The sequence below is a fragment of the Pleurocapsa sp. PCC 7319 genome, assembly GCF_000332195.1.
Classification (GTDB): Bacteria; Cyanobacteriota; Cyanobacteriia; order Cyanobacteriales; family Xenococcaceae; genus Waterburya.
Genome location: NZ_KB235922.1, coordinates 476,323 through 500,598 on the forward strand (window position 1 = coordinate 476,323; position 24,276 = coordinate 500,598).

Here is a 24,276-nt window from a genome sequence, read left to right on the forward strand (position 1 = left end):
TAAACACATGACAACTACTTTACAGCAACGCGAAACTCGTGGCGCTTGGGAGAATTTCTGTCAGTGGGTTACAAGCACTCAAAACCGCATTTATGTTGGTTGGTTTGGTGTCTTGATGATTCCTACACTCCTAGCTGCTACTACTTGTTTCTTAATCGCCTTTGTCGCAGCACCTCCTGTAGACATCGACGGAATCCGCGAACCCGTAGCTGGTTCATTGCTTTACGGTAACAACATCATCTCCGGTGCAGTTGTTCCTTCTTCTAACGCGATCGGTCTTCACTTCTACCCCATCTGGGAAGCAGCTTCCTTAGATGAGTGGTTATACAACGGTGGTCCTTACCAACTAGTAATCTTCCACTTCTTGATCGGTGTATTTGCATACCTCGGTCGTCAGTGGGAATTATCATTCCGTCTCGGAATGCGTCCTTGGATCTGTGTTGCATATAGTGCACCTGTATCCGCGGCCACAGCAGTATTCCTAATCTATCCTCTAGGACAAGGCTCCTTCTCTGATGGAATGCCTTTAGGAATCAGTGGAACATTTAACTTCATGTTGGTTTTCCAAGCAGAACACAACATCTTAATGCACCCCTTCCACATGTTAGGTGTAGCTGGTGTCTTCGGTGGTTCTCTGTTTTCCGCAATGCACGGTTCTTTGGTAACTTCTTCCTTAGTACGTGAAACAACTGAAACTGAATCACAAAACTACGGTTACAAATTCGGACAAGAAGAAGAGACTTACAACATTGTGGCAGCACACGGCTACTTCGGTCGTCTTATCTTCCAATATGCTTCTTTCAACAACTCTCGTTCCTTGCACTTCTTCTTAGGTGCATGGCCCGTAATCGGAATCTGGTTTACTGCAATGGGTATTAGCACCATGGCATTCAACCTCAACGGATTCAACTTCAACCAATCGATCATGGATTCTCAGGGACGTGTAGTTAACACATGGGCAGACATCTTAAACCGCGCTAACCTCGGTTTCGAAGTAATGCACGAACGTAACGCTCACAACTTCCCCTTAGACTTAGCAAGTGGCGAGCAAGCTCCTGTAGCTCTAACTGCTCCTTCTATCAATGGGTAGTTTAGTTTTAACAATCGCACTTCGATTTTGAAGTAAATAAATAAAAAAATGCTCTCCAGCAATGGGGGGCGTTTTTTTTTGCTGTTTTTACCACAGCGATGGTTTTCGCTTTGTGTAGGACAAAATCACTATACTGGTATTGTCGCAAGGGAGAATGGCCGTTCGCCCTTACAAATAATCTGTCTTAGCTAAAAACTGAAATGATATTATAGCTTTTTCTATAACTTTCATTTCTGCTTGTTCCGAGCCTTTGGTATTAATTGTAAAATACTTCTACTTATCGAATTGTTGTCCTATGACCACTGAGGAACAGAGTGCTATTGAGCAAGCATCAGAGTTAAATCAAAATACTGCTGATTCAAAGCTTAAAAAAACTACCCCCCGAAAACCTAAGTGGCAATTAGTGATTGGTGCGATCGCTCTTTTTATTGGTGGAATAGTAGCCTGGCGTTTAATTTCTAGTTCACAAGAATCAACCGTAGAAGTATCGGATGACATAGAACAAGCAAGGTTAACGGTAAAGACTGTCACCGCCAATTTAGAACCAATTCAAGCATGGAGTTATGGTGACGGTTTTGTCAGTGCTATTACAAAAAAACATCTAACTTTTCAAGCAGAAGGAACAATTGATTATCTGAAAAAAATAGATGGAAGAGATTTAAGAGAAGGAGATAGAGTCAGGAAGGGGGAATTATTAGCTAGAGTAGATCGTCGTAAATACGATGCAGATATTACCGTAGCATCAGCAGGACAAATTGAAGCCAAAAATCAAGTGCTTAATGCAATTGCTAGCCTCGAACAAGCAGAAGAATCTTTAGCACAAGCACAAACAGATCTTGAGAAAGCCCAAACAGATGAAGCCTTTGCTCAAGCAGATTTAAAAAGGTATCAGGAACTAGCAGCAGAAGGCGCAGTAGAACAGCGGCAAGTAGATGTTAAAGAAACAGAGTATAAAAATGCTCAAGCCGTGGTGAAGGCAACAAAAGCAGGAATACGCTCGGCTCAAGCTCAAGTAGCTGCTGCCCAAACTCAAGTAGAAACCGCCGAAGCAGGAGTTAATTCTGCTAATGCCAAACTTACTCAAAGTAATGTCGATAGCGAAGACACAGAACTAATTGCCCCTTTTGACGGTGTTATTGCTCGTCTTAATATTCGTGAAGGAGACTATTGGACACCTCAAATTGTCAATGTCACTGGTGACTATCAAGGAATTGTGGAAAGATTACCCATTATTATCATCGATCCCAATCGGTTTGAAGTTAACGTCGAGTTACCCGCTTTTCAAGGAGGACAGATCAAACCAGGACAAAGAGCGTTTATAATTCTCGATCGCGATCGCAGTCGAGTAAATTCAGGACGTATCACTGGTCAAGATTTAATGGAATTAGCTAGCGCACAAGGAACAGTGTTTTCTGTAAGTCCTTCCGTTTCTCCTGGAGAGAGATCGGTTCGAGTCACTATTCGGCTTAACGAAGGATTTGCTAATGTCCAAGATGGAGAACAGGTATCTGCATGGATAGCTACAGAAGAAAAAAATCAAGCAATAGTTGCACCTTTTAATGCGTTTATATATCGAGATCGCCAACCTCATGTTTTTGTGGTTAATGAAGCTGAAAAAATTGTCGAACAAAGAGCGATTAAACAAGGTATAGAGGGGTTAGCTAAACGAGAAATCATTGAGGGAGTTGAGCCAGGAGAAAAGTTAGTGACAGAAGGGAAAAATCGATTAGTTAATGGCGCACCTGTAGAAATTATTCCTTAACGACAACAAGGTGATGAAGCCTCTTCTAAAGTCAAAAGTATCATCTAACAATAATAAGTACACTCAATTACTAATTGCTTTAATTGCTAACTTTGTACTTGCCCCGTTCCTAAGAGGTAATCGTGGCGAGTTAGCTCTTTCCTTGATTTCTCTCTATGCCATTATTATTATTGTCAAAACTTTCTCTCTCAACCCCAAGTTTTTTAGGCTATATAGCGGTATTGCTTTACTAACATTCCTCCTCGAAATTGTCGGTCGGATGGAATTATATGGTTCTTGGAGATTAGCTTTTTTACTATTAATTCAAGTAGTTTATATTTTTTATTTAGGAATGGCAATTTATCTAATTTTGCGAGATATTTTATTATCCCAAGAAATAACAATTGATACTATTCGTGGTGGTATTTGTGTTTATTTATTAATTGGTTTTGTTTGGGCATTACTTTATGGCATTACTGCTAGCTTAGATAGCAATGCTTTTTCTCAACCGATCGTTGAAATTGAATCCTATGGTAGAGCGGTTTACTTTAGTTTTACCACGTTAACTACCCTTGGTTATGGGGATATTATTCCTGTAAGTCCTTTAGCTAAAATGCTAACTAATTTGGAAGCTATTATTGGGCAATTGTATCCTGCGATTTTAATTGCTATTTTAGTTGGAAGTTACATTTCTCAGAGAAGTAAGTAGTTTTAGGATTGCGTTGCGAAGCTATGCCGTTAAGCTTATCGCTACATAAATCTGCATTATCTAGTAATAATACTAAATCCGATTGATAAAAGTCACGATCTCATTTCTTTAAGTCCCCCAGATTTGGGGGATTTAGGGGGCAATCTTAAATAACCTATACGAACAGGATTTAGTATAATTAGTACAAATCAAAATGGCTCAGATCAGTAATGTAAAATACTTGAAAGTCTTTTCCATCCTCTGATGCCACATAGCCTATGAGTCAGCTAATAACCCCACCTGAAGAATCCCAGGAAAAACACGATGTCCCAGATCCAAAGGGCGCATCGCCATTTGCTAAGTTTTTCTTTCTTCAGACAGTATTTGCGATTTTGTTAGCTTTGCTGTTTGTCGTGGGTGGATTAATGGGTGCAACTACGATGGTAAAAGAAGGCGATCCTGATATTAATATTGCGATCGCGACTATCCAGACTGATTGGGGTGGGGCTGACCCTGAAACCATTGAAAATCAAGTTACAGACAAAATTGAGAAAGAGTTAAAATCTCTCAAGGGGTTAAAGGATTTAAGTAGTGCTTCTTTTGATGGTTCATCACTAATTCGGGTGGAGTTTGAAGCAGAAGCTCCCATAGCGGAATCTATTTCTTTAGTTAGAGCGGAAGTAGATGAAGCCAAACCAGAGATTTCTAGTGATGCAGAGGAACCCAAGGTAGAACAAATTTCGACTCAGGATACTCCAGTTTTAACGGTAGGTTTATACGGGGATATCGATTTAGCGATACTGAGTAAAGCCGCCGAAGATATTGAAGATATTTTAGAAACTGTTCCCAATGTCCGCAAAGTAGACTTGAGTGGTAATCGAGAAGAAGTAATCCAAGTACAACTGATTCCTTCTCGTCTGGTGACAATGGGAGTCTCCGCAACTCAAGTAGCCGATGCAATTCAGAAAGCAAATCGAGATTTACCGTGGGATCAAATTGAAAGTGACGAAATTGGGACGCAGTTAAGATATTATGGACGACTCCGAAGTTTAGAAGATTTACGCAACTTACCCGTAACCCGCTTGGAGGGAGAAGTAGGTGGTAGAGTTGTCAGATTGCAAGAGCTTGCCGAAGTTAGAAGAGATTTAGAGAGAGAAAAGAGTCGAGCTTTTTTAAGTTCGGATCGGGGAGAGTTTCAACCAGTAATCAATGTCGATCTAGTTAAAGTTCCAGGTTCAGACACGATTGAAGTGATTGATGATTCCCTAGCCGCCATTGAAGCAGCCCAACAAAATCCTAGTATTTGGCCTTACGGGATGAAATATCGGATCATTAATACGGATGCTGACCAAATCAACAAAGATTTGTTAAATGTCTTTAACAATGCTTGGCAAGGAGTTGTCGGGGTTTTTATCGTTCTCTTGTTTGCCTTAACATGGCGAGAAGCGATTATTGCAGGTTTATCAATTCCTTTAACTTTTTTAGGCACATTAGCGATACTATTTTTATTTGGTTTTACCCTCAATAAAATGGTTCAGGTAGGTATGATTCTGGCATTGGGGTTATTGGTAGATGTATTTATCCTGATGATGGAAGGAATGCACGACGGTATCTTTGTTGAAGGGTTGAGCTTTAACCAAGCTGCACTTAAAACCGTTAAAACTTATGCCGTACCTGCTTTTTCTGGTCAGCTAACTACTATTTTGGCTTTAGCCCCCTTAATGGCGATTAGCGGGACAATGGGTAAATTTGTGCGCCTGATTCCAATCAGTGCCATTGTTTGTCTGTTACTGAGTTATATCATTGCCTTGCTGGTAGATATTCCCCTTTCTCGATATCTGCTGGGGAATATTAAAGCTCAAGGACAAAAAAGTAGGATAGATCGCCTGACAAAAAAAGTTTCCGAACAATTCCGTAATTTTAGCTTAGCAACTACGATCCGCAATAAAACTACGGCTAGGATTTTCGCCTTAGCGGCGATCGCTTTATTTATTACTTCCACTATTTTAGTAGGAACTGTTCCTTCTAGTCTCTTTGCTGAGGGGGATACACGTAAGTTAAGTGTTAACATCGAATTACCTCCCACTACTACCCTTGATAGTTCTCAAAAAGTAGCGGATGAAGTGGGAGAATTATTACAGAGAAAAGAATATCTAGAAAGCGTAATTAAATTAGTCGGTCAACGGAGTGGTTTAGTCCAAGAAAGTGGAATTAAACCCAATAATGGTAATTACTTAGTCGGTTTTTCCGCTATTTTTACCCCTCAAGAAGAAAGAGAGCAACTTTCTTTTGAATATATAGATGATTTACGCTCAGAATTAAATACTTCCCTGCGTCAGTATCCAGGGGCATCTTTAGTAGTTAACGGACAATCTACGGGAGAAGGTGGCGATCCCATTGAAATAGAGCTATCGGGTACGGATATGGACGAATTGCGCCGTATCTCTGGGGAAGTACAATTAGCTTTAAGAAAAATTTCTGGAGCAATCGATGTTAGGGATGATTTAGGGGCTTTGCGACCAGATATTAAACTTCGTCCCCGTCGAGAAGCAATCAATTTTTATGGTTTATCCGATGAAGATCTCGCTCTGCAAGGACGTTACCTAATGACCGATAATGATATCGGTGATTTTCCTATCGGTGGAGGAGAAGAAGATTTAGAGATTCGCCTCAGTACCCAATGGGCTTCCCGTGATGGAGGAATAGGGGGACCAACTCGTCGCGACGAATTGTTGAGTCTGCCTATTTTTAATGACAATGGCAAAACCATATCTGGTAGTCAGCTACTAGAAGCAGAATTTGGTAATGCACCTTTATCAATTACCCATAAAGATGCCCAACGAACGGTTACTGTCTTGGCAAAAAATAAAGATCGTACGGTAGGGGAAATTGTTGCCGATCTCGAACCCAAGTTAGCAGAAATGAAAGAAAAATGGGGTCAAGGTTATGACTACAAATTTGCAGGAGAATTGGAAACTCAAGGAGAAACTTTTACTTCGGCAGGACAAATGGCAATTGTTGCTCTCTTCCTCGTCTTTGCCGTATTAGTAATTCAATTTAGTTCCTTTACTCAGCCATTTATTATTATGTTGGCAATTCCCTTTGCCTTCATTGGTACTTTTTTCGGCTTTTTTCTTTTTCAAATCCCGATTTCTTTCCCTGCGGTGATTGGAATTATTGCCCTGACAGGAATTGTAGTTAATGATGCGATCGTGATGATTGAAACTATGAACTCTCATCGAGCAAATGGGATGAATGTTCGTGACGCAGCAGCCAGAGGTGCAGCAGACAGATTACGTCCTATTCTCACTACCAGTATTACCACTATTGTTGGTGTTATTCCCTTAGCACTAAGCGATCCGACATGGTTTCCTCTAGCCAGTGCGATCGGTTTTGGTTTAGTTGCTTCTACTGTGATCGCTTTATTGGTAATTCCTTGTTTGTATTTATTACTGACTCCCAATAAGACAATATCGAATTTTGAATGAACATAAAACTCAAAAAATTAATTCATCATCAAACTGCCCAAATTCAGATAATCAGAATTGATCAAAAGCTAACAGCTAATAGCTTCACGGTTTTGAGATCAAGAGATTTTGGCTAAAGATTGCTTTGCTGCCGAAGAAGAGACAGGAAAGATTTTGGGTGAAGAAATAGCCAATGACAAATTTACATTCGTACCTACAGAAATAGCCTGATTGAGATTACTACGAGCATATAGTCTTTTCCCTGAAGGTGTTTCTACACAATAATGATATTCTTTACCTAAAAATTGTCTCTCTCTAACTACTATCTCAGAGGATAGATCCGGAAGTAATATGATGTCTTCTTGACGTAACATCAAATCCCCTTGATCGTAAAGTGCCTTTTCTGAGTAATCATCATTCTTAGCACAATCATTTTCTGGTATTTCAACTTCACCTATTTCTGTAATCCAAAATTGATTTTTGCGAGTAGCAGGTAAAAAATTGGCTTGTGTGACAAATTCCGCTACAAAGCGAGATGCTGGATTGAGATATATTTCCTCTGGCGTACCTACTTGTTCTATATTTCCATGTCGCATTACGGCAACTCGATCAGAAATAGCTAGAGCTTCTTCGCGATCGTGAGTGACAAAAATGGCTGATGTACCTGCTGCTTTGAGGATAGAACGAATTTCCAATCTTAAACGATGGCGTACTTGAATATCTAAATTACTTAGAGGCTCATCTAACAAAATTATAGTAGGCTGGGGAGCTAAAGCTCTGGCAAGGGAAATACGTTGCTGTTGTCCCCCAGAAAGTTGATGGGGATAACGACTTTCTAAACCAGTAAGTCCAACTAATTCGAGTACTTCGGCTACTCTCTGTCGAATATAACTCTTAGAAACTAGTTTTTGGGGAGACAATTCGCCGTAGCGGTTTTTACGTTTATTTTGGATGCCAAAGGCAATATTTTCCTTAACTGTTAAATGAGGAAATAGAGCATAGTCTTGAAATACCATTCCTGTATTGCGCTTTTCTGGGGCGAGAGAATCACAATTGGTACAAACTACTTTGCCTGCTATTTCTACTGTTCCTTGAGAAATAGGTTCAAATCCAGCAACTATTCTCAATAAACTAGTTTTACCGCAGCCCGAAGGTCCTAGTAAACCAAGGAGTTCTCCATGCTTTAAGGTGAGGCTAACATTGTCCAATACTATTGTCTGATGATGCTTTTTAAATGCAGAACCTGGTCGATGAGTATAAGTCTTAGTGATATTTTTAAGCTGAAGAATTACGGACTGTTTCATATTTATTCTAAAATATGACTGAAAATTAGCTAATTTTATGACTTTCAGTCGTTGCAGAAAGTTAATTTAAATCGATATTTTTAAGAATAGTTCTCAATTAAAGTTTAACCCATTAGCTGACAGTCAGTTACAATAATTCCTCAAGCCCAAAAGCGATCTCCTCTGGCACTGGCGAAGCCAATCGCTTTTAAAATAAGCTATACCTCTGCAATAAAGTTTCGACTAGCTTGGGTAAACTGTTGGCTAATTGTGTGGAATTTTTAAAGCTAAGTTGTTTATAGCCAGCCATATCAAAAGGCATTTCTCCATCTAAATCTGAACGCTCCATGTTGAGTAATAATATCTGTCCATTGTCTTTATGTTGAATTCCGTATCCCAATTCAAGACAAACATTGGGATCGATCAGCAACTTAGATTTTTTCTCCCCTGCAATATGGGAAATGGGAGTAACATCGGCAATTAATATTAAACTTTTATTGATTTTTCTAAATTGGCTGTTGCTAATGCGTAAAGGAGATTCTGATGTACGAGGAGTAATCTCCAAAGATAAAGGAACACGCGATCGCTGTGTTAATTTATCAATAATATTTTCTAAAGCTGAAATAATAGCTGTATTTGCAGCCTGATAGTGATTTTGAGGACAGAAGTAAATTATGGGTTCCAGACCAGAAGTACTATTACACTTTGTAAAGTAAATTTCCTGGGAAACCAAATCAATATTAGAAACAACATAGCTACCGCTTCCTTGGATATAAAACTCAATAGTTTTACCTGCTAAATACAATTGAAACCAGTCTGAACCTTCAACCTCAAGGCGATCGTTCAAGAAATCTACTCTTAGACCCGTCTTCAGCAAACTGTTTCTGCTTAAACGCAGAGTACAAGGCCTTTGGATTACGTTCTTGATTGGTTCGTATTGCTCTAAATACCAAGCTTTTAGTGCGATTATTGCCACGATTGTCTATAACCAGAGAAAAAAGATGTCTAAATTCTAATGCATCTTAACAGTAGACGCTCACATCTTCTCCACAGACATCAGCAAGATAGCAAATTGCTCGAAAACGAAGAGCAATTACCTCATCGTAAAGAGGATTTAGTTTACACATTGGTGGAATCCTTAGAACAGTGCGTCCCAAAACTTTGATCTCTCTCTCAAAAGGGCATTGGCTAGGAATCAATTTACAAATACGATGAGCAACAGTACTGTCATTGATTTCGATATTATTTAACCATTTGCGCAGTGGAGAGAGGGGATCGATTCTCCCTCGGGTTAGAAAAGATATTCTGTGCTGAATTTGATTAATCCAACCGCTTAGATGCAGGCTTTCAAATTTGTGATGTACTACGTTCATGATTGGTTATTTGACTCTAAATATTTGCTTATAGGTGAATTTAGTTAATTTATCTATTGTTTTTATATGTTGGAAATTTGGGATTCATGCTCTTAGCGCACTCCTCATATCAAATAAACCAACAGTATTGAGTTCTGATTAAGAAATTTAGGCTATATTCAAAAACAATAGAATTATTGGCTGATTAACTATTTATTTATTCATCTAATATCCTGCACGATCTTTTTGCTTTTCAACATGAGCAGTATTACCTAATTCGAGTAAAGTTTGCTTGAAGATATAGTTAAGGTTTTGTAAATATAAAGAAATGAGATTATTAAGTATCAGAAAAAAATTATCCATCTATTTATAGCAAATAAATATCAAATATATTGTAATCTCTGTGACAGCTAAGAACTTTATGTGAATCTTGATACATTGAAAATCAAGGGCGATTCCATCAAAGTAGCAGGGTATACCGTTTATAGTTGCGTTTATATTTAATTAATACTATGAGAGAAAAAACATTGCCAAACAGATAGCTTATGATCATTCTATAAGCCAATTTTTCTAGTTGAATTTTATTCGATTAATAACTACTTAAAGTGAAACCAACTACTAGCAAGTGAGTAAAAAGTAATGACCATAAATGGAACTATCAATTCAGCTTGTCAGTAGACTAAAAATCCAGAATATTGCTTTTATGGAAAGTAGAAAATTTAGAATAATTATCTTGTAAATCTCTACCCAAATTAGTATAGCCTCATTAATCTGTAAGTGGTATACAAATTGTGTATCAAATACTACAAAATATTAAATTCCCTATTACCCTTGATGTGAGGAGATGTGCAAAAAGTTATCAAGATGGCAAAAAAGGTAGCGTTAACCGCCAATCACAAACAGCAACAAGAAAATCAAAAAGCCGGCAAAAACTTGTCTCAGGAATTAAACCGCATCTAGTTTGAAACCTGTAGTTTTTAATGTAACTGTTCGAGAAAGTAACAAGTAACAAGTAGCAAGTAGCAAGTAGCAAGTAAAAAGTTGTTCTTGATTCTTCTAACTCAAACTTTATTTAACTAGCAAAACTCCAGTTTTCAATGTGAACGGGGTTTAAAAGGGAATTTCTAGCCCAATACTAGATTTAAAGTTACCGTCTTTTTCCACATCGGCATTTAAACCAATTGAGCCTGCTCCAGTTTTTGCTTTCCAAAAGGCACTTCCTCCGGAAAAGCTTGTTTCTTGATCGACATTGGCTTTTATTCCCAGAATACCCAAACCAGTTTTAGTATCTAATTTTATGCTACCGCCTGAAAAAGAAGTATTTTCATCAAATTGACCACTAACTCCAATACTGGAACCAAATATTAGATTGGTATCCCAAGATGCATCACCACCAGCAAATCTGGTTTGTTCATCGATTTTGACATCAGCAGCTAGAGAACCGACCAAAGCTGTAGTAGCTACTCTGATATTACCCTCGGTAAAAGCACTGTGTTGATCGAAATTTCCTTGAACAGCCAGAGAACCTATATTGGTATCAGCTTGCCAAGCAGCATCAAACCCAGCAAAAGCAGTGTGTCGATCAAAATTACTATGAACAGCTAGAGAGCCTACAGGTGTTTTCGCTTGCCAGGTTGCATTACCCCCAGTGAAAGCGTTGTCTTGATTAAAGTTTCCATGAATAGCCAAGGAACCAACAGAAGTATCAGTCTGCCATGCGGCAACACTATTAATAGGTTTTATTTGACTATCTAGATTAATCGTTAAATTAACAGAACCTATATCAGTATTTCTTCTCCACAAAGCTTTTCCTTTGGTTAAATTTGCTTGGGCATCAAACTTGCCATCAAATGTCAGAGAACCAATTTTGGTATCGGTATTCCAAGAAGCACCTCCTGCTTTAAAAGGAATTGGTTGCTCATCAGTATAATCATGATTCGGTTTGTCTAAGTTAGAACTGTTGCGCTTTACAACAATTGGTGCGATAGATGAGAAATTAGCTACAAGAGGTTGATAGATGGTTATATTTTCTGGCTTTTCAAGAGAATACTTGGCAGATATGGTTTGAGCTTCAGAATACCGAGCAACTAAAAAAAGCTGGTGATTTTTTGTTAGACCTTGACTTCTGGCGGCTGAGTACTGAAAATTGCTGTTGATCTGAGTCGGTTGCAGAAAATTTATCGCTGTTCCGAGAAATATTCCTGTTCCTAATAACCACATAAAAAAATCTTGAATAAATGATCAGAAGTTGAGAAGTTTGCTTGATTTTCTCTAGTTTAGGATTTCAATAGTGACAATCATGTGATCTCTCGACGTAATTATGATCCAATTGATTTCTTGAGCTACAAGTAACTGGAAACTGAGCGTAATTCGTGAGGAATTGGTATATTTTCGGGAAACTCTAGTAACGTCTCTCCATTTCCTAGGTATCCAGACTCAGCAAATGAAATTAACATTCTTGACAAAGCCACCCAAACTTCCGGATCATATTCCCAGTCTCGATCTCTAGAAGTAAAACAGGCAATTGATTGTAATGCCCAAAAGTAACTATTCCGAACTATCGAACCACCTTTTTTATACGCCGGTAGATCTTCGCGATCAATCAACAGAATATTGTCTTCCAATTTTACTCTCATTTTTAACAGTCCTTAAAGAGTTAAATAGATATAGATATATTGTGTGTATCGGTTATTAGGCAATAAGTTATGAGTAATAAAATTGCAGTATAGGTTCTCAGAATATGCAAAAGTTATTAGTTACGGGAGCAAGTGGTTTTTTAGGCTGGAATTTATGTCAATATGCTCAAACAAGCTGGAAGGTTTACGGAACATACTATAGCCATAAAGTTGAAATTCCTGAAGTAACTTTAGCTAAAGTAGATTTAAGGAATTTTAATGCACTTCAAGAATTATTTCAAGAAGTTCAACCTCATGCTGTAATTCATACAGCTGCCGCTTCTAAACCAGATTTTTGTCAAATTCATCCCAAAGAATCTTATTCAATCAACGTTACAGCTTCCTTAAATATTGCTCGCCTCTGTGGAGAAAGGAATATTCCCTGCGCTTTTACTTCTACTGATTTGGTTTTTGATGGTCAAGGTCGATTATATAAAGAAACCGATCCCGTTTCTCCCGTGACTATTTATGGAGAACAGAAAGTAGAGGCAGAACAAAAAATGTTAGAGATATATCCAGCGATCGCTCTGTGTCGTATGCCTTTAATGTTTGGCTTGGCACCTTCTGTATCTCCCAGCATGATTCAGGGAACGATTGGTAATTTGAGAAAAGGAATAGAACTGAACTTATTCACCGATGAATTTCGTACTCCTACCAGTGCCACTTCAGCAGCACAAGGACTACTATTAGCAATTGAAAAGAAGGTTGGCGGAATATTACATCTTGGAGGTCGAGAAAGAATCTCTCGATATGATTTTGGCTTATTGTTGGCAGATATTTTTCAATTATCCAAAGAATTAATCAAACCAGGAAAACAAGCCGATATTGATCTGCCTGCCCCGCGATCGCCTGATACTTCTCTTGATAGCAACAAAGCTTTTGCTCTTGGTTATCAACCTTTAACCTTGAAAGATGAGCTAACCCAGCTAAAAATCAACAATTTATGACCCAATTTATTTGCCTAATAATTTAACTGCGCCAATACCACCAAAATATAAGCCTAATACAGCTCCAGCTAGCAAAGACTGAGTTAAGGGATCGGTTGAAGGAGTTAAAATTGCCCCCAGGATTACGGAACTAAGTACCACATATCGCCAACCAGCAAACATTTGCGACGATGAAACAATACCCAGAAAACCTAAAATCAATTGAATAACTGGAATTTGAAATGCTAAACCGGTACTAAAAAGTAATAGCAGCACAAATTCGAAATATTTATCAATTGACCAAGACTGATCGACTACATCACTACCATAATTGATAAAGAAATTTAGTGCCGCTGGAATCAAGGCAATATAGGCGAAAAACAAACCCACAAAAAACAGAATACTAGAGCCAAAGACCACCGGGGCTAATAAACGCCGTTCCCGTCTGGTCAATCCTGGTAAGACAAACTGAACAATCTGATACAGAATAAAAGGACTGGCTAAAACCATGCCACTGTAGCCAGCCACCTTGATGGAAACAAAGAAAAATTCTCCAGGAGCAAGTTGCAGAAATTGAACTCCCTGGGCGGGAACTTCCAGGATACGAACTAAAGGTCTCACAAAAATGAAACAAGCAATAGCTGCGATCGCCACAGCAATTAGAGCATAGAAAATCCGTAGACGCAGTTCTTCTAAATGCTCAAACAGAGACATTTCTACTTCGTCAGGAAGTTGGTCTAAGTAATCTTCTTTTTCTCGATCTTGGACAGAGGTTTCTAAATTAGATGATGGCATAAAGGCTGGACAGAATTAATGGATCGATTTATTGCTTAGTTGAGTGCAATCACTGTAGTCGTTTCAATAATTATATCTTCACCATCTCCTATTTTTCCTTTCTGTCTTGGGGCAAATAGAATAATTCTAGATGTCCTTTGGTAGAGCTGTTTCTTCTCCCATCATTAACCATCCTTTTTCTGTAGCAACTTGATATAAGTAATCAATTCTTGCCTGAGTTAGGGGATGAGTAGAAAAATAAGCTGATAATTTACCCCTGGAATCTTGATTCTCAGTTTGAATACGCTTAAAAAAATCGAGACTAGCACCACCATGACCATACAAGTGAACGATCGCTGATAAAGCATAAACATCAGCTGCTGATTCTTGTTGGCGACTATAGTGTAAATTAGTCAAAGAACCTGTAAGACCAACAACGTCTGCATTACTAGAGCCCATACCTAAGGCGCTAGCTACAGTCAGAAAAACTAGTGATCGCCCCAATGCTTTAAGAGGATCTCGCGCTTCGTGATGTCCTAATTCATGAGCTAGAACAAAAGCCAATTCATTTTCTGATTCGGCTTCTTCAAGTAAAGCTGTCGTAACTATAATGTGTCCCCCAGGAATGATGGCAGCGTTAGGATGTTTGTTTTTTTGAATATGGATAGACAGCGGAAGAGAATTCCTCAAGTTTTCTGTTTGCAGAGAAGATAATAATCTTTCTAGGTATTGCTTGTACTGGGAATCTAATTTTGTAGAAGTGTTAGGTACAGTAGATAACAATTGTTGACCGATTTTGGCTTCCATTTCAGGAGAAATACGAGTTACCAATTGAGTCGCGATAACTCCTAAACCCAGATAAACTAATGCACTAAATACTACTACTGTAGCCAATAAATAAGCAAAATTGACCAGAGGATGGACCGGGGTAACATTAATATCATCAGGAATTTCTTTTGGTTCATACACCATTACTATCAATATACTTCGAGATATTTAACGAATTCCTGTCCCGTAAGCAATTACTTCAATAGCAACTAATCCTTTCCCTCCGTTTTGATTGCCGATACTAGCTGTTTCTAAACGAACATTAACAACTTGATTAGCTCCCCAGGCGATCGCTTGCTCTTTCATGCGCAGTATGGCTTCTCTGCGTCCGCGATCTAGTAAAGTTTCATAAACTAGAACACGACCTCCTACAAGATTACGTAAAGCAGAAGCAAACATTTTGAAATAATCAGCAGAGACTACTACACTACCCAAAAAGAGAGCAGCTTCATTAGCTGGAGGAACTTTTTGTTTTGCACCAAAACTTACTACAGGTAGATGCAAAGTTTGGCGTTCTCTTTTTTTGATATTTTTATAATGCTTCTTTTCCAGAAAATTGCCCGCAAAATAACCAAGAAAGAGCAAGCTGAGGATAATAATTAGATCTGCCATAATTATTGCACCTTAACTGCTGTTCCATAAGCAAAAAGTTCTGCTGCACCTTGAGCCACAGAAGAAGTAGCAAAACGGACATTTACAACTGCATTGGCACCCACAAAATTAGCTTGTTGGAGCATTCTTTCCACTGCTTCTTTTCTGGCTTCTTGTAATAGCTCGGTGTATCCTTTTAACTCTCCACCTACCAGATTCTTCAAGCCCGCCATAATATCTTTACCAACGTGTTTGGCACGAATAGTACTACCCTGCACTAAGCCAAAATGCTCGATTATTTCTTTCCCTGGTACTCCTTCCAATGTAGTTATAATCATTTCACTTTTTCCAGATGAAGTTTGATTAATAGACCTTGATGTCATGATGAATCGATACCTTCCTCAATTTTTTTAGTAATTCTATTTGTAGAGTTCCCCAAAAGAAACCAACAATCAATAAATTAATTATCACCAAAATAATTCGGGCATCAGAATATGATAGTTGAAGTAAATACCAGGATTGATCGTAATCAAGCTCGATGAACCAAGAATTGAAGAATTTGGCTGAATTATACAAAAACACCTTACTTGAGAATATTATTCCCTTTTGGTCACAGTATTCTGTTGATTGGCAACAAGGAGGGTATTTTACTTGTTTAGATCGAGAGGGCAATATTTACGATACAGATAAGTTTATCTGGTTGCAAAATCGTCAGATTTGGACATATTCGATGTTTTACAATCGTTTGGAGCAACGAGAAGACTGGTTGAAAATTGCTGAAAATGGTGCAGAATTTTTGGCTAAGTATGGTCGGGATGAAGAAGGTAATTGGTATTTTGCTTTGGATAGAGCAGGAAATCCTTTAGTACAGCCCTATAACATTTTTTCTGATTGTTTTGCTGCCATGGCTTTCAGTCAATATGCCTTAGCTTCTGGGGATGAAGGTGCAAAGGAAATTGCTCTGCAAGCCTATAACAATGTTTTACGCCGCCAAGAAAATCCTAAGGGTAAATACAACAAAGCCTATCCAGGAACGCGATCGCTCAAGAGTCTAGCCGTCCCCATGATCTTGGCTAATTTATCGTTAGAAATGAATTGGTTATTATCTAGCAATCAACTTGAGGAGATCTTAAGCCAAACAATTCAAGAAGTAATGACAGATTTCCTAGATGCTGAAACAGGTTTGATGTATGAACATGTAACCCCAAACGGCAAGCACTTGGATTGTTTTGATGGAAGATTAATCAATCCCGGTCATGGTATCGAAGCGATGTGGTTTGTCATGGATATTGCTAAACGTACCAATAATCTAGATTTAATCAACCAAGCTGTAGATGTAGTATTAAATATTCTTAATTTCGGTTGGGATCGCGAATATCAGGGTATTTACTATTTCATGGATGTCCAAGGTCATCCTCCTCAGCAGCTAGAGTGGAATCAAAAACTTTGGTGGGTACATTTAGAAACCTTGGTCGCTTTATTAATGGGATTTGATCTAACCGGACGACCAGAATGTCTAGAGTGGTTTCAAAAAGTTCACGATTATACCTGGGGGCATTTTAGCGATTCTGACCATAGTGAATGGTTTGGCTATTTAGATCGAAAAGGAGAAGTTTTATTAAATCTCAAAGGTGGCAAATGGAAAGGGTTTTTTCATGTTCCTCGTGCTTTATATCTTTGTTGGCAGCAACTAAAAACTTTAAGTTAAACCTAAAAAATAGTTTCGTATTAGACATAAATTCTTTATCAAATCTAAATTTGCAATCTAAATAAAAGCATTTATAATCTTCGTGAAAGATAAGCAAAATAGTAATTTTTTGATTATATAAAGGAAATAATTATGGTTAGACGAGGAACACAAGCAGCAGGTGGCTTTTTAGCAGGTTTTCGCGATTTTATTATGCGTGGTAACGTTGTTGATTTAGCTGTCGCAGTAATTATTGGTGCCGCATTTAGCAAAATAGTCGATTCTCTCGTAGCAGATATAATTACCCCAGCAATCCTGAATCCAGCAATGAAAGCGGCTGGAGTAGATAAATTGGCAGATTTGTCTGCTAATGGTATTCAGTATGGTTTATTTTTGGCAGCTATTTTAAACTTTTTAGTGATTGCTTTCTGCATCTATATTTTGGTGCAAGCATTTGAAAAAGCTAAAAAACGCATGATTCGTGAAGAAGCTCTGGCAGAAGAGACTCCCGATCCTGCTACATTGGTACAGGAAAGATTGACCAATTCTATTGAGCGTTTAACTCAAGTAATAGAGAATAAATAGCAGCATTTTGAGACTACAATAATCTGTATATTTTGCATTACCAGAACCTAATGTACCTTGAAGATTTAAAATCTTGAGGTAGCTTGGTGAGTATTAATTCTAACGAAGCTTAGATTGAAGACAATGTAATTTAAATTAATTTGACTCCCTGTCTGCTAAATGAGGGAGGGGGTAAACTTTAGATTTTCGATTTATATTAAACTTGTAAATTAACTATTTTCTATATTTCGGTGGGCAGGAGCATAAAGGCTAAAAGATAAAAGTACAATTATCAAGGAAATACTAAGTCCGGTCGCTATACCTGAAACCATGATGTTGTCGATATTTCTGAGCGAGATCGCGATTAACGCCCACATAAAAACACTAGCATAAGCAAAATCCAGTCGGGGAATGCTGACAAAATGAGTTATTAAGGCCGCAAGCAACAACATAATAATTGTCCAGAACTCCCCACTGAGTCCCCAATAATTCCATTGCCAAGATTCTAAAACAGTTGCTCCATTGACTATGGTTGCTACACTAATCCAAGCTAAATAAATACTTATTGGAGTGCGAATTAACCATTTTTGCCATCTAGAAATAGTAGTGTTAAAAGGTAAACATAAGTAGGCACCAATTAACGGCAATAATATGGCTAGCATGGCTAAAAATGACCAACCATAAAGTCGATCAAGAAAACAAAAGACCCAGATAATTTGAGCGATAGAAGCGATCGCTAATTTATAACCAATTTGTCTAAGAACAGGATTTAATCTTTGACTAGGTAAGGCTTGATAAATAGCGAAACTGATTAATCCTAAATAAATTACTCCCCAGATTGCAAAGGCATAGTTTGCCGGAGTGATTAAAATATTACTAAAAAACTGATTGGAAATTTCACCAATAGTCAAACCATTAAGGGGATTGACATTGGCTAAAATATTCATCCCAAAAGCACTCAAAATCGAAGTCAGAGTCACTATTTGCCTAATAATGACGGGCTTACTGTTTACTATATAGCGATCGTACATGAGAGGATGATAATGACTCTGATGATTAACAAGGCTATTTTATTTTAGATATTTTGCTAAATAAAAAACAATTTTTTTGAGAAAATTTGTTTTCTGATCGAGATTACTTTAATTCTTCAATTTTCTGGAGAACGTATTGGTATAAAGTCTGATTTTTCTGTTGTTTGAATAACTCGGCTGCTATTTGTAAATTTTTAACTGCTTGCTGCTTTTCTGCTAAAGCTTGAAAAACCAAACCCAAATTACCATAAGCTTCCGCATAGTGAGGTCGAAGGCGAATCGCATTCTGATGATCGGAAATTGCCTGCTGATATTGATGAATTTTACTATAGGCAATAGCTCGATTATAGTAAGCCTCAGCATATTCTGAGTTGAGATGAATCGCTTGAGTAAAGTCAGAGATTGCCTGTTGATACTGCTGAGAGGTTAGATAGGTTGTGCCTCTATTGTAATAGGTTGGTGCGTGATGAGAATTATAGCTAATTATTTTAGTATAGTCGGCGATCGCTTCGGGAAACATCTTAGTTTTATGATAAACATTGGCGCGATTATAGTAAGCTTCAATATCTTGAGGATTGAGCAGAATTGCTTGATTGTAATCGAGAATCGCCTGTTGATATTGTTGCAGTTTATTGTAAGTATTGGCGCGATTATAATAGGCTTCTTCATCTTGGGGATTAAGCTGAATAACCTGGGTATAATCAGCGATCGCTTTTTGATATTGATTTAAATGATTGTAGGCAAGACCTCGATTATAATAAGCTTCTAAGTAATTGGGGTCAAGTGAAATTGCCGCAGTATAGTCAGCGATCGCCTCTGGATATTGGGCTAATTGATTGTAAATTGTGCCTCGGTTGTAATAGACTTTAGCATAATTGGGATAAAGATTAATCGCCGCAGTATAGTCAGCGAGAGCTAATTGGTTGTTTTGGAGCTGTCCATAACCGTAACCTCGGAGCACATAGGCCATCACCTCATTGGGATTGCGCTGCAAAATAGCATTGAGATCATTTATTCCGGCTGGATAATTTTCCTGAGTATAGTAAAATTCGCTTCTACTATAGTAGGCGGCTATGTTATCAGAATCTTGATTCAAAGTCATATTTAATTCTGTCAACTGATTCTGATAATCTGGTGATTCTAATTCATATTTATCCATAAGCAATGATCTTTACTACCTAAAAACCTGGTGATTTCCAAACAGCTTTTGGATCTTATTTCGAGTTTGTTTGGCTAAATTTACTTTGCCCTGTTTATGAAATAGATCGGCAGCTAAAGCTAAATCTTTAAGAGCTTTTTGCGGTTTTTGCAGACTATGGTAAACCAATCCTCGATTGTAATAAGCATCGCTGAAATCAGGGTCAAAAAAAATGGCCTGAGTATAATCGCTAATCGCCTGGCGATATTCCTTTAATTCTTTGAAAGCATTACCTCGATTGTTATAACTAGGGGCAGATTGGGGATTAATGGCAATTGACTGATTATAATCGGTAATTGCTTGTTGATATTGTTCCAAATAAGCATAGGTAACACCTCGATTATAGTAGGCGTTACCATGCTCTCGATCCAAACTAATTACTCGAGAATAATCGATGATTGCTTGTTGATACTCATGCAGCAAGCTATAAGCACTGCCTCGACTATAGTAAGCTTCGGCATTCTCGGGGTTTAAATCAATAGCTGTGGAATAATCAGTGATCGCCTGAGGATAATCTTTAAGTTTGCCATAAATATGAGCTCGATCTTGATAAACAGAAGCTAATCTTGGCTGAAGATGAATCACCTCATTGTAACTATCGAGAGCATTACGATAATCTTTTAGTTTTTGATAGGCTTTCCCCTGATTATAGATTGACTGTAGATCTTGAGGATTAAGCAAAATTGCCTGACTAAAATCAATAATGGCATTACGGTGATATTTGAGCTTTAAATTTGCTTTTCCCCTACCACTATAGGCTTTAGCATGGTCAGGATTGAGGCGAATTACTGCCGAAAAGTCGGCGATCGCTTGATGATATTTTTCCTGTAGGTTGTAAATACAAGCTCGATGATAATAGGCTGCTACATTATCAGCATTAAGTTCAATCACTCGGCTAAAGTCAGCGATCGCTTTTGGTAGTTCTAATAAACCCTTGTAAATACAGCCACGATTGTAATAAGCCTGAGTATAATTAGGGCTGAGCTTAATGGCTTGCTCAAAATCAGCGATCGCCTGTTCATAATTGTGCAAAATACCATAAGCAAAACCACGACTACGATATGCTTTAGCCAATTGAGGGGCAAGGCGAATTGCCTCGCTATAGTCAGCAATCTCTTGTTGATAGTTTTTTAGTTCACCATAGGTATAACCCCGAATTAAATAAACCCTAGTATCCTGGGGATTGAGTTGAAGAACAGTATCAAAATCTTTAATCGCTGCAATGTAATCTTTCAACTTAAGATAAGTTTTACCTCGCTTATAATAGGTTTCAATAAGATCTTGATCGAACTTAGCAATTGCATTGCGATAAATCCGCTGAGAGTTCTTGTTCCTCGCCTTCATGATCTGAGACTAGCTAAAGAATTTCACCAAACAAATGATACTTAAGAAATTTAAAATTTCCTCATATTGTAAGGAGTCGTGAATATTGATGCTTAATTATTAACTATCAATTAATGACTTGCTTGATGAGCTAAAAAATCTAAAATAACTAGCAACGCAAAACTCTTTAATCGGAAATAGGATAAAAGTTAAGGGATTGATGGTAACAATTATGTTCCGCACATCTCTTTGAGCGAGGTTAACAATTTGTTTAGCTACCCAGCTAGCAGACATTACACCCACTGGATTAAGATTACTTTTAAAAGGTCCTAAAATTAGTTTACGCATTACACAAGGGGCATCTAAACGACGCATCGTTACCAAGTCTCCCATTGTCCTTTTGCTCAGTTCATAAAGAGGGCTAAAAGCGGGATTAACTTCTGCTTCGGAGGTGTTAATCCACACTTCTTTTCTGATCATGTCGCGATCGCTTTTGATAGTTTTAAAGAAAGATTCCATGAGTCGCAAGCTAGAAAAAGCATTAACTTCATAGGACTTAGTAATCGCAGCTAGGTCTCGCTGTTCGTGAACATTAACTCCATGATTAATTACTAAAATATCAATCTGTTCTAATTCAGCAACTAGTTGCGCTTCCTGTCCAATTTGCCAAGATAAAGTTTTGAGCGGTAACTCTTTCCCTGGCACATTTAAGACAATCGAGTTGCCAGAGGAGGTAAGTGCAGTAACTTTTGCTCCTGCTAAATATAGTTGGGTCAATAATGCCTGACCTAAAGTTCCCGAAGCTCCGGTCACAGCGATACGTTTATTTTTTAAAGATAGTGCTGTACCCATTATTTTGTCTACCAAAGTAAAAGTGCCAGAGAAGTAAGCATCCTGATTATCAAAATGATGTCGCCAATGATAGGGACGATTAACAAACCAACGGGCAGGCAAACTAGTAAATTCTCCCGGACGATGAGTCACATCGGTTAGCTCATCAACTAAGGGGATGCCCAAACCACGACCGATCGCACCGAGTAAAAAACTGAGAGTATATAACGAGCCTGTCCAAGCTGTCCATTGAGGAGACAGATTACCAGTATGAACAATAACCCAGGGCAGAATGCTCAGTAACAACATAACTAGACATTCAGGAAGATCGTTATACCAATGAGCCTGGCGATAGATCTGATCGCTTACCACTGATAAATCACGCCGAAATACTCGATGATGCCACACATGAAGACGATATAGAGGCTGCCAGAGGTGGGACAAAGTATGGTAAACATCTCTGACCAGCTCTACCCATAAAACTGAAGCCAAAGCGATCGCCAATCCCATTCCTAAGCTTATAGTCATGCTAAAAAATTGATATAAGTTCAACTAAATTTAAAAATGTTTAAATATTGCAACTGCTGATTAATCTAACCAAAAAAAGGTCAAACAAACCAGGGGACTGTAGAATTTAGTAAGTTTAATCTTAAATTTTAGCCAAGAAAGTTTACAATCTTCAGATACAATTGAGCCAACACGAATTTATCATACAGACTGTTTAAATCAGCTTATAACATTCCAATTACCGCATAAAGAACAGAATAATAACTATGGCAGAGAATTATTGGCGCAAAAAAGAATCAGAATCAGAATTCGACCCCATTAACTCTCTCCTATCTGAATTTTCCGATCCAGAAGCAGCAGAAGAGGAATTTAGAAACGACTTTTTCCAAGGGTTAGCAGGGCGTAGGCAAAAAGCGGCTTTCTTGCTAATGGTGATTTGGATTGTGATAATTTCTCTTCATTTTGTCAGTTGGGGTAAATGGTTAGTGTTGGGTTTTACTATTATTGCTGGGATCCAGATTTTACGTTATCTCTTTACTAAAGCAGAGGTAGCACCTCCAGCCTTAAAGCCGAAAGATTTTGTCTCTGCTCCTAAGGTGTCGCTTTTGATTGCGGCTAGAAATGAAGAAGCCGTCATTAGTGAACTAGTAGAAATGCTCTGTAGTCTCAACTATCCAGAAGATAAATATGAAGTCTGGGCAATTGACGATCGCAGTACTGATAATACGCCTGCTATTTTAGATAAATTAGCCCGAGAATACTCACAACTTAGGGTAGTTCATCGTGCTGCAAATGCTGGAGGGGGTAAATCAGGAGCATTAAACCAGGTACTACCTCAAACCTTTGGCGATATCATTGGCGTATTTGATGCGGATGCCAAAGTTACCCCAGACTTATTAACAAGAGTAGTGCCCCTGTTTACGGCTCAGAAAATGGGTGCGGTCCAAGTGAGAAAAGCGATCGCCAATTATAGCGACAACTTCTGGACTAAAGGACAAGCAGCAGAAATGGCTCTTGATAGCTACGTCCAGCAACAAAGAATTGCCGTTGGCGGTATTGGTGAGTTGCGAGGCAATGGTCAATTTGTTAGTCGGGCTGCTCTAAATAGCTGTGGTGGTTGGAATGAAGAAACTATTACCGACGATTTAGACTTAACAATTCGCCTCCATCTAGATGACTGGAAAATTGGCTTTTTGTTAACTCCACCCGTATTAGAAGAAGGAGTTACCAAAGCCAGTTCCTTATGGCATCAGCGTAATCGTTGGGCAGAAGGAGGCTATCAACGCTATCTTGACTATTGGCGTTATATCTTTAAAACTCCAATGGGTTTTGGCAAAAGAATTGATTTGCTCTGTTGGATGTTTCTTCAGTATATTTTGCCCGCAGCTAATGTTCCTGATGTCATCATGGCGATCGCCCGCCACCGTTTTCCCTTACTCAGCCCTCTAACTGCTCTCTTATTTGCTTGGGGCTTTTGGGGAATGTTTCGCGGTTTAGTCCGAATTAGTGTCTCCGAAGGCAAAAGACTTAATTTGGCTGTACTGCTAAATATTTCCTGGCAATCCTTGAGGGGTTTAATTTACATGATTCATTGGCAAATTGTTATGCTGAGTATTACCGCCCGCATGTCGATCCGTCCCAAGCGTCTTAAGTGGGTCAAGACTGTCCATGAAGGCACGTTATCGGTGAGCAGTGAGCAGTGAGCAATTAGTTAGCGAAG

General features: G+C 38.4%; 22 protein-coding genes. 8 read left to right on the top strand and 14 right to left on the bottom strand.

What is annotated here, in order from left to right; translation table 11 throughout:
* Positions 1–7 precede the first annotated feature (7 nt).
* From psbA to PLEUR7319_RS0106345, 4 genes are all read left to right on the top strand, one after another.
* Positions 8–1,090, top strand: coding sequence for a photosystem II q(b) protein (gene psbA, locus PLEUR7319_RS0106330; RefSeq protein ID WP_019504362.1), 1,083 nt, complete (start codon positions 8–10; stop codon positions 1,088–1,090).
* Positions 1,091–1,385: 295 nt separating this feature from the next.
* Entirely contained in the window at positions 1,386–2,852 is a 1,467-nt protein-coding gene (locus tag PLEUR7319_RS0106335; RefSeq protein WP_019504363.1) for an efflux RND transporter periplasmic adaptor subunit, read from the top strand.
* Between the two features lie 13 nt (positions 2,853–2,865).
* Positions 2,866–3,540 carry a potassium channel family protein gene (locus PLEUR7319_RS0106340; RefSeq protein WP_019504364.1) on the top strand — a complete coding sequence of 225 codons (675 nt, stop codon included), beginning with the start codon at positions 2,866–2,868 and terminating at the stop codon, positions 3,538–3,540.
* Between the two features lie 257 nt (positions 3,541–3,797).
* Positions 3,798–7,007: an efflux RND transporter permease subunit gene (locus tag PLEUR7319_RS0106345; protein ID WP_019504365.1), complete on the top strand. Its 3,210-nt coding sequence runs from the start codon at positions 3,798–3,800 to the stop codon at positions 7,005–7,007.
* Positions 7,008–7,105: 98 nt separating this feature from the next.
* Here PLEUR7319_RS0106345 and PLEUR7319_RS0106350 read toward each other — a convergent pair whose 3' ends face one another.
* The 6 genes from PLEUR7319_RS0106350 to PLEUR7319_RS0106380 all read right to left on the bottom strand — a co-directional run bounded on the left by PLEUR7319_RS0106350 (position 7,106) and on the right by PLEUR7319_RS0106380 (position 12,257).
* The gene (locus PLEUR7319_RS0106350; protein WP_019504366.1) at positions 7,106–8,290 is read right to left on the bottom strand and encodes an ABC transporter ATP-binding protein; all 1,185 of its coding nucleotides are present in this window, start codon (positions 8,288–8,290) and stop codon (positions 7,106–7,108) included.
* Positions 8,291–8,477: 187 nt separating this feature from the next.
* Positions 8,478–9,245, bottom strand: a complete 768-nt coding sequence (locus tag PLEUR7319_RS0106355) for a hypothetical protein (RefSeq protein ID WP_019504367.1) — start codon at positions 9,243–9,245, stop codon at positions 8,478–8,480.
* A gap of 46 nt (positions 9,246–9,291) precedes the next feature.
* Positions 9,292–9,642 (bottom strand): Mo-dependent nitrogenase C-terminal domain-containing protein, encoded by a 351-nt coding sequence (locus PLEUR7319_RS0106360; protein WP_019504368.1) that lies wholly within the window; start codon positions 9,640–9,642, stop codon positions 9,292–9,294.
* Between the two features lie 204 nt (positions 9,643–9,846).
* Positions 9,847–9,984 (bottom strand): hypothetical protein, encoded by a 138-nt coding sequence (locus tag PLEUR7319_RS42535; RefSeq protein ID WP_019504369.1) that lies wholly within the window; start codon positions 9,982–9,984, stop codon positions 9,847–9,849.
* Positions 9,985–10,731: 747 nt separating this feature from the next.
* Positions 10,732–11,841 (bottom strand): hypothetical protein, encoded by a 1,110-nt coding sequence (locus PLEUR7319_RS0106375; protein ID WP_019504371.1) that lies wholly within the window; start codon positions 11,839–11,841, stop codon positions 10,732–10,734.
* 122 nt (positions 11,842–11,963) lie between these two features.
* A complete protein-coding gene (locus PLEUR7319_RS0106380) occupies positions 11,964–12,257 on the bottom strand; it encodes a hypothetical protein (protein WP_019504372.1) in 294 nt (97 codons plus the stop codon).
* 104 nt (positions 12,258–12,361) lie between these two features.
* On the opposite strand from PLEUR7319_RS0106380, the gene PLEUR7319_RS0106385 reads away from it, so the two are divergent.
* Positions 12,362–13,243: an NAD(P)-dependent oxidoreductase gene (locus PLEUR7319_RS0106385; RefSeq protein WP_019504373.1), complete on the top strand. Its 882-nt coding sequence runs from the start codon at positions 12,362–12,364 to the stop codon at positions 13,241–13,243.
* A 6-nt stretch (positions 13,244–13,249) separates the two neighbouring features.
* Here the strand turns inward: PLEUR7319_RS0106385 and tatC are convergent, their stop codons facing one another.
* The 4 genes from tatC to PLEUR7319_RS0106405 form a co-directional block, all read right to left on the bottom strand.
* The gene (tatC, locus tag PLEUR7319_RS0106390; RefSeq protein ID WP_019504374.1) at positions 13,250–14,017 is read right to left on the bottom strand and encodes a twin-arginine translocase subunit TatC; all 768 of its coding nucleotides are present in this window, start codon (positions 14,015–14,017) and stop codon (positions 13,250–13,252) included.
* A 126-nt stretch (positions 14,018–14,143) separates the two neighbouring features.
* Positions 14,144–14,968, bottom strand: coding sequence for a M48 family metallopeptidase (locus tag PLEUR7319_RS0106395; protein ID WP_019504375.1), 825 nt, complete (start codon positions 14,966–14,968; stop codon positions 14,144–14,146).
* A gap of 24 nt (positions 14,969–14,992) precedes the next feature.
* Positions 14,993–15,436: a YbjQ family protein gene (locus tag PLEUR7319_RS0106400; protein ID WP_019504376.1), complete on the bottom strand. Its 444-nt coding sequence runs from the start codon at positions 15,434–15,436 to the stop codon at positions 14,993–14,995.
* A gap of 2 nt (positions 15,437–15,438) precedes the next feature.
* The gene (locus PLEUR7319_RS0106405) at positions 15,439–15,753 is read right to left on the bottom strand and encodes a YbjQ family protein (protein ID WP_036798750.1); all 315 of its coding nucleotides are present in this window, start codon (positions 15,751–15,753) and stop codon (positions 15,439–15,441) included.
* 200 nt (positions 15,754–15,953) lie between these two features.
* Between PLEUR7319_RS0106405 and PLEUR7319_RS0106410 the strand changes: the two genes are divergently transcribed.
* Both PLEUR7319_RS0106410 and mscL read left to right on the top strand, forming a co-directional pair.
* Positions 15,954–17,123, top strand: a complete 1,170-nt coding sequence (locus PLEUR7319_RS0106410) for an AGE family epimerase/isomerase (RefSeq protein ID WP_019504378.1) — start codon at positions 15,954–15,956, stop codon at positions 17,121–17,123.
* A gap of 132 nt (positions 17,124–17,255) precedes the next feature.
* Positions 17,256–17,687 (top strand): large conductance mechanosensitive channel protein MscL, encoded by a 432-nt coding sequence (gene mscL / locus PLEUR7319_RS0106415; RefSeq protein ID WP_019504379.1) that lies wholly within the window; start codon positions 17,256–17,258, stop codon positions 17,685–17,687.
* A gap of 209 nt (positions 17,688–17,896) precedes the next feature.
* Here mscL and PLEUR7319_RS0106420 read toward each other — a convergent pair whose 3' ends face one another.
* From PLEUR7319_RS0106420 to PLEUR7319_RS0106435, 4 genes are all read right to left on the bottom strand, one after another.
* Positions 17,897–18,697: a hypothetical protein gene (locus PLEUR7319_RS0106420; protein WP_019504380.1), complete on the bottom strand. Its 801-nt coding sequence runs from the start codon at positions 18,695–18,697 to the stop codon at positions 17,897–17,899.
* A 103-nt stretch (positions 18,698–18,800) separates the two neighbouring features.
* Positions 18,801–19,856, bottom strand: coding sequence for a tetratricopeptide repeat protein (locus tag PLEUR7319_RS0106425; protein WP_019504381.1), 1,056 nt, complete (start codon positions 19,854–19,856; stop codon positions 18,801–18,803).
* Positions 19,857–19,871: 15 nt separating this feature from the next.
* Entirely contained in the window at positions 19,872–21,239 is a 1,368-nt protein-coding gene (locus tag PLEUR7319_RS0106430) for a tetratricopeptide repeat protein (RefSeq protein WP_019504382.1), read from the bottom strand.
* Positions 21,240–21,338: 99 nt separating this feature from the next.
* Positions 21,339–22,577 carry a bifunctional sterol desaturase/short chain dehydrogenase gene (locus PLEUR7319_RS0106435; protein WP_019504383.1) on the bottom strand — a complete coding sequence of 413 codons (1,239 nt, stop codon included), beginning with the start codon at positions 22,575–22,577 and terminating at the stop codon, positions 21,339–21,341.
* A 245-nt stretch (positions 22,578–22,822) separates the two neighbouring features.
* Between PLEUR7319_RS0106435 and PLEUR7319_RS0106440 the strand changes: the two genes are divergently transcribed.
* Entirely contained in the window at positions 22,823–24,259 is a 1,437-nt protein-coding gene (locus tag PLEUR7319_RS0106440) for a glycosyltransferase family 2 protein (protein ID WP_019504384.1), read from the top strand.
* The last annotated feature ends 17 nt before the right edge of the window (positions 24,260–24,276 follow it).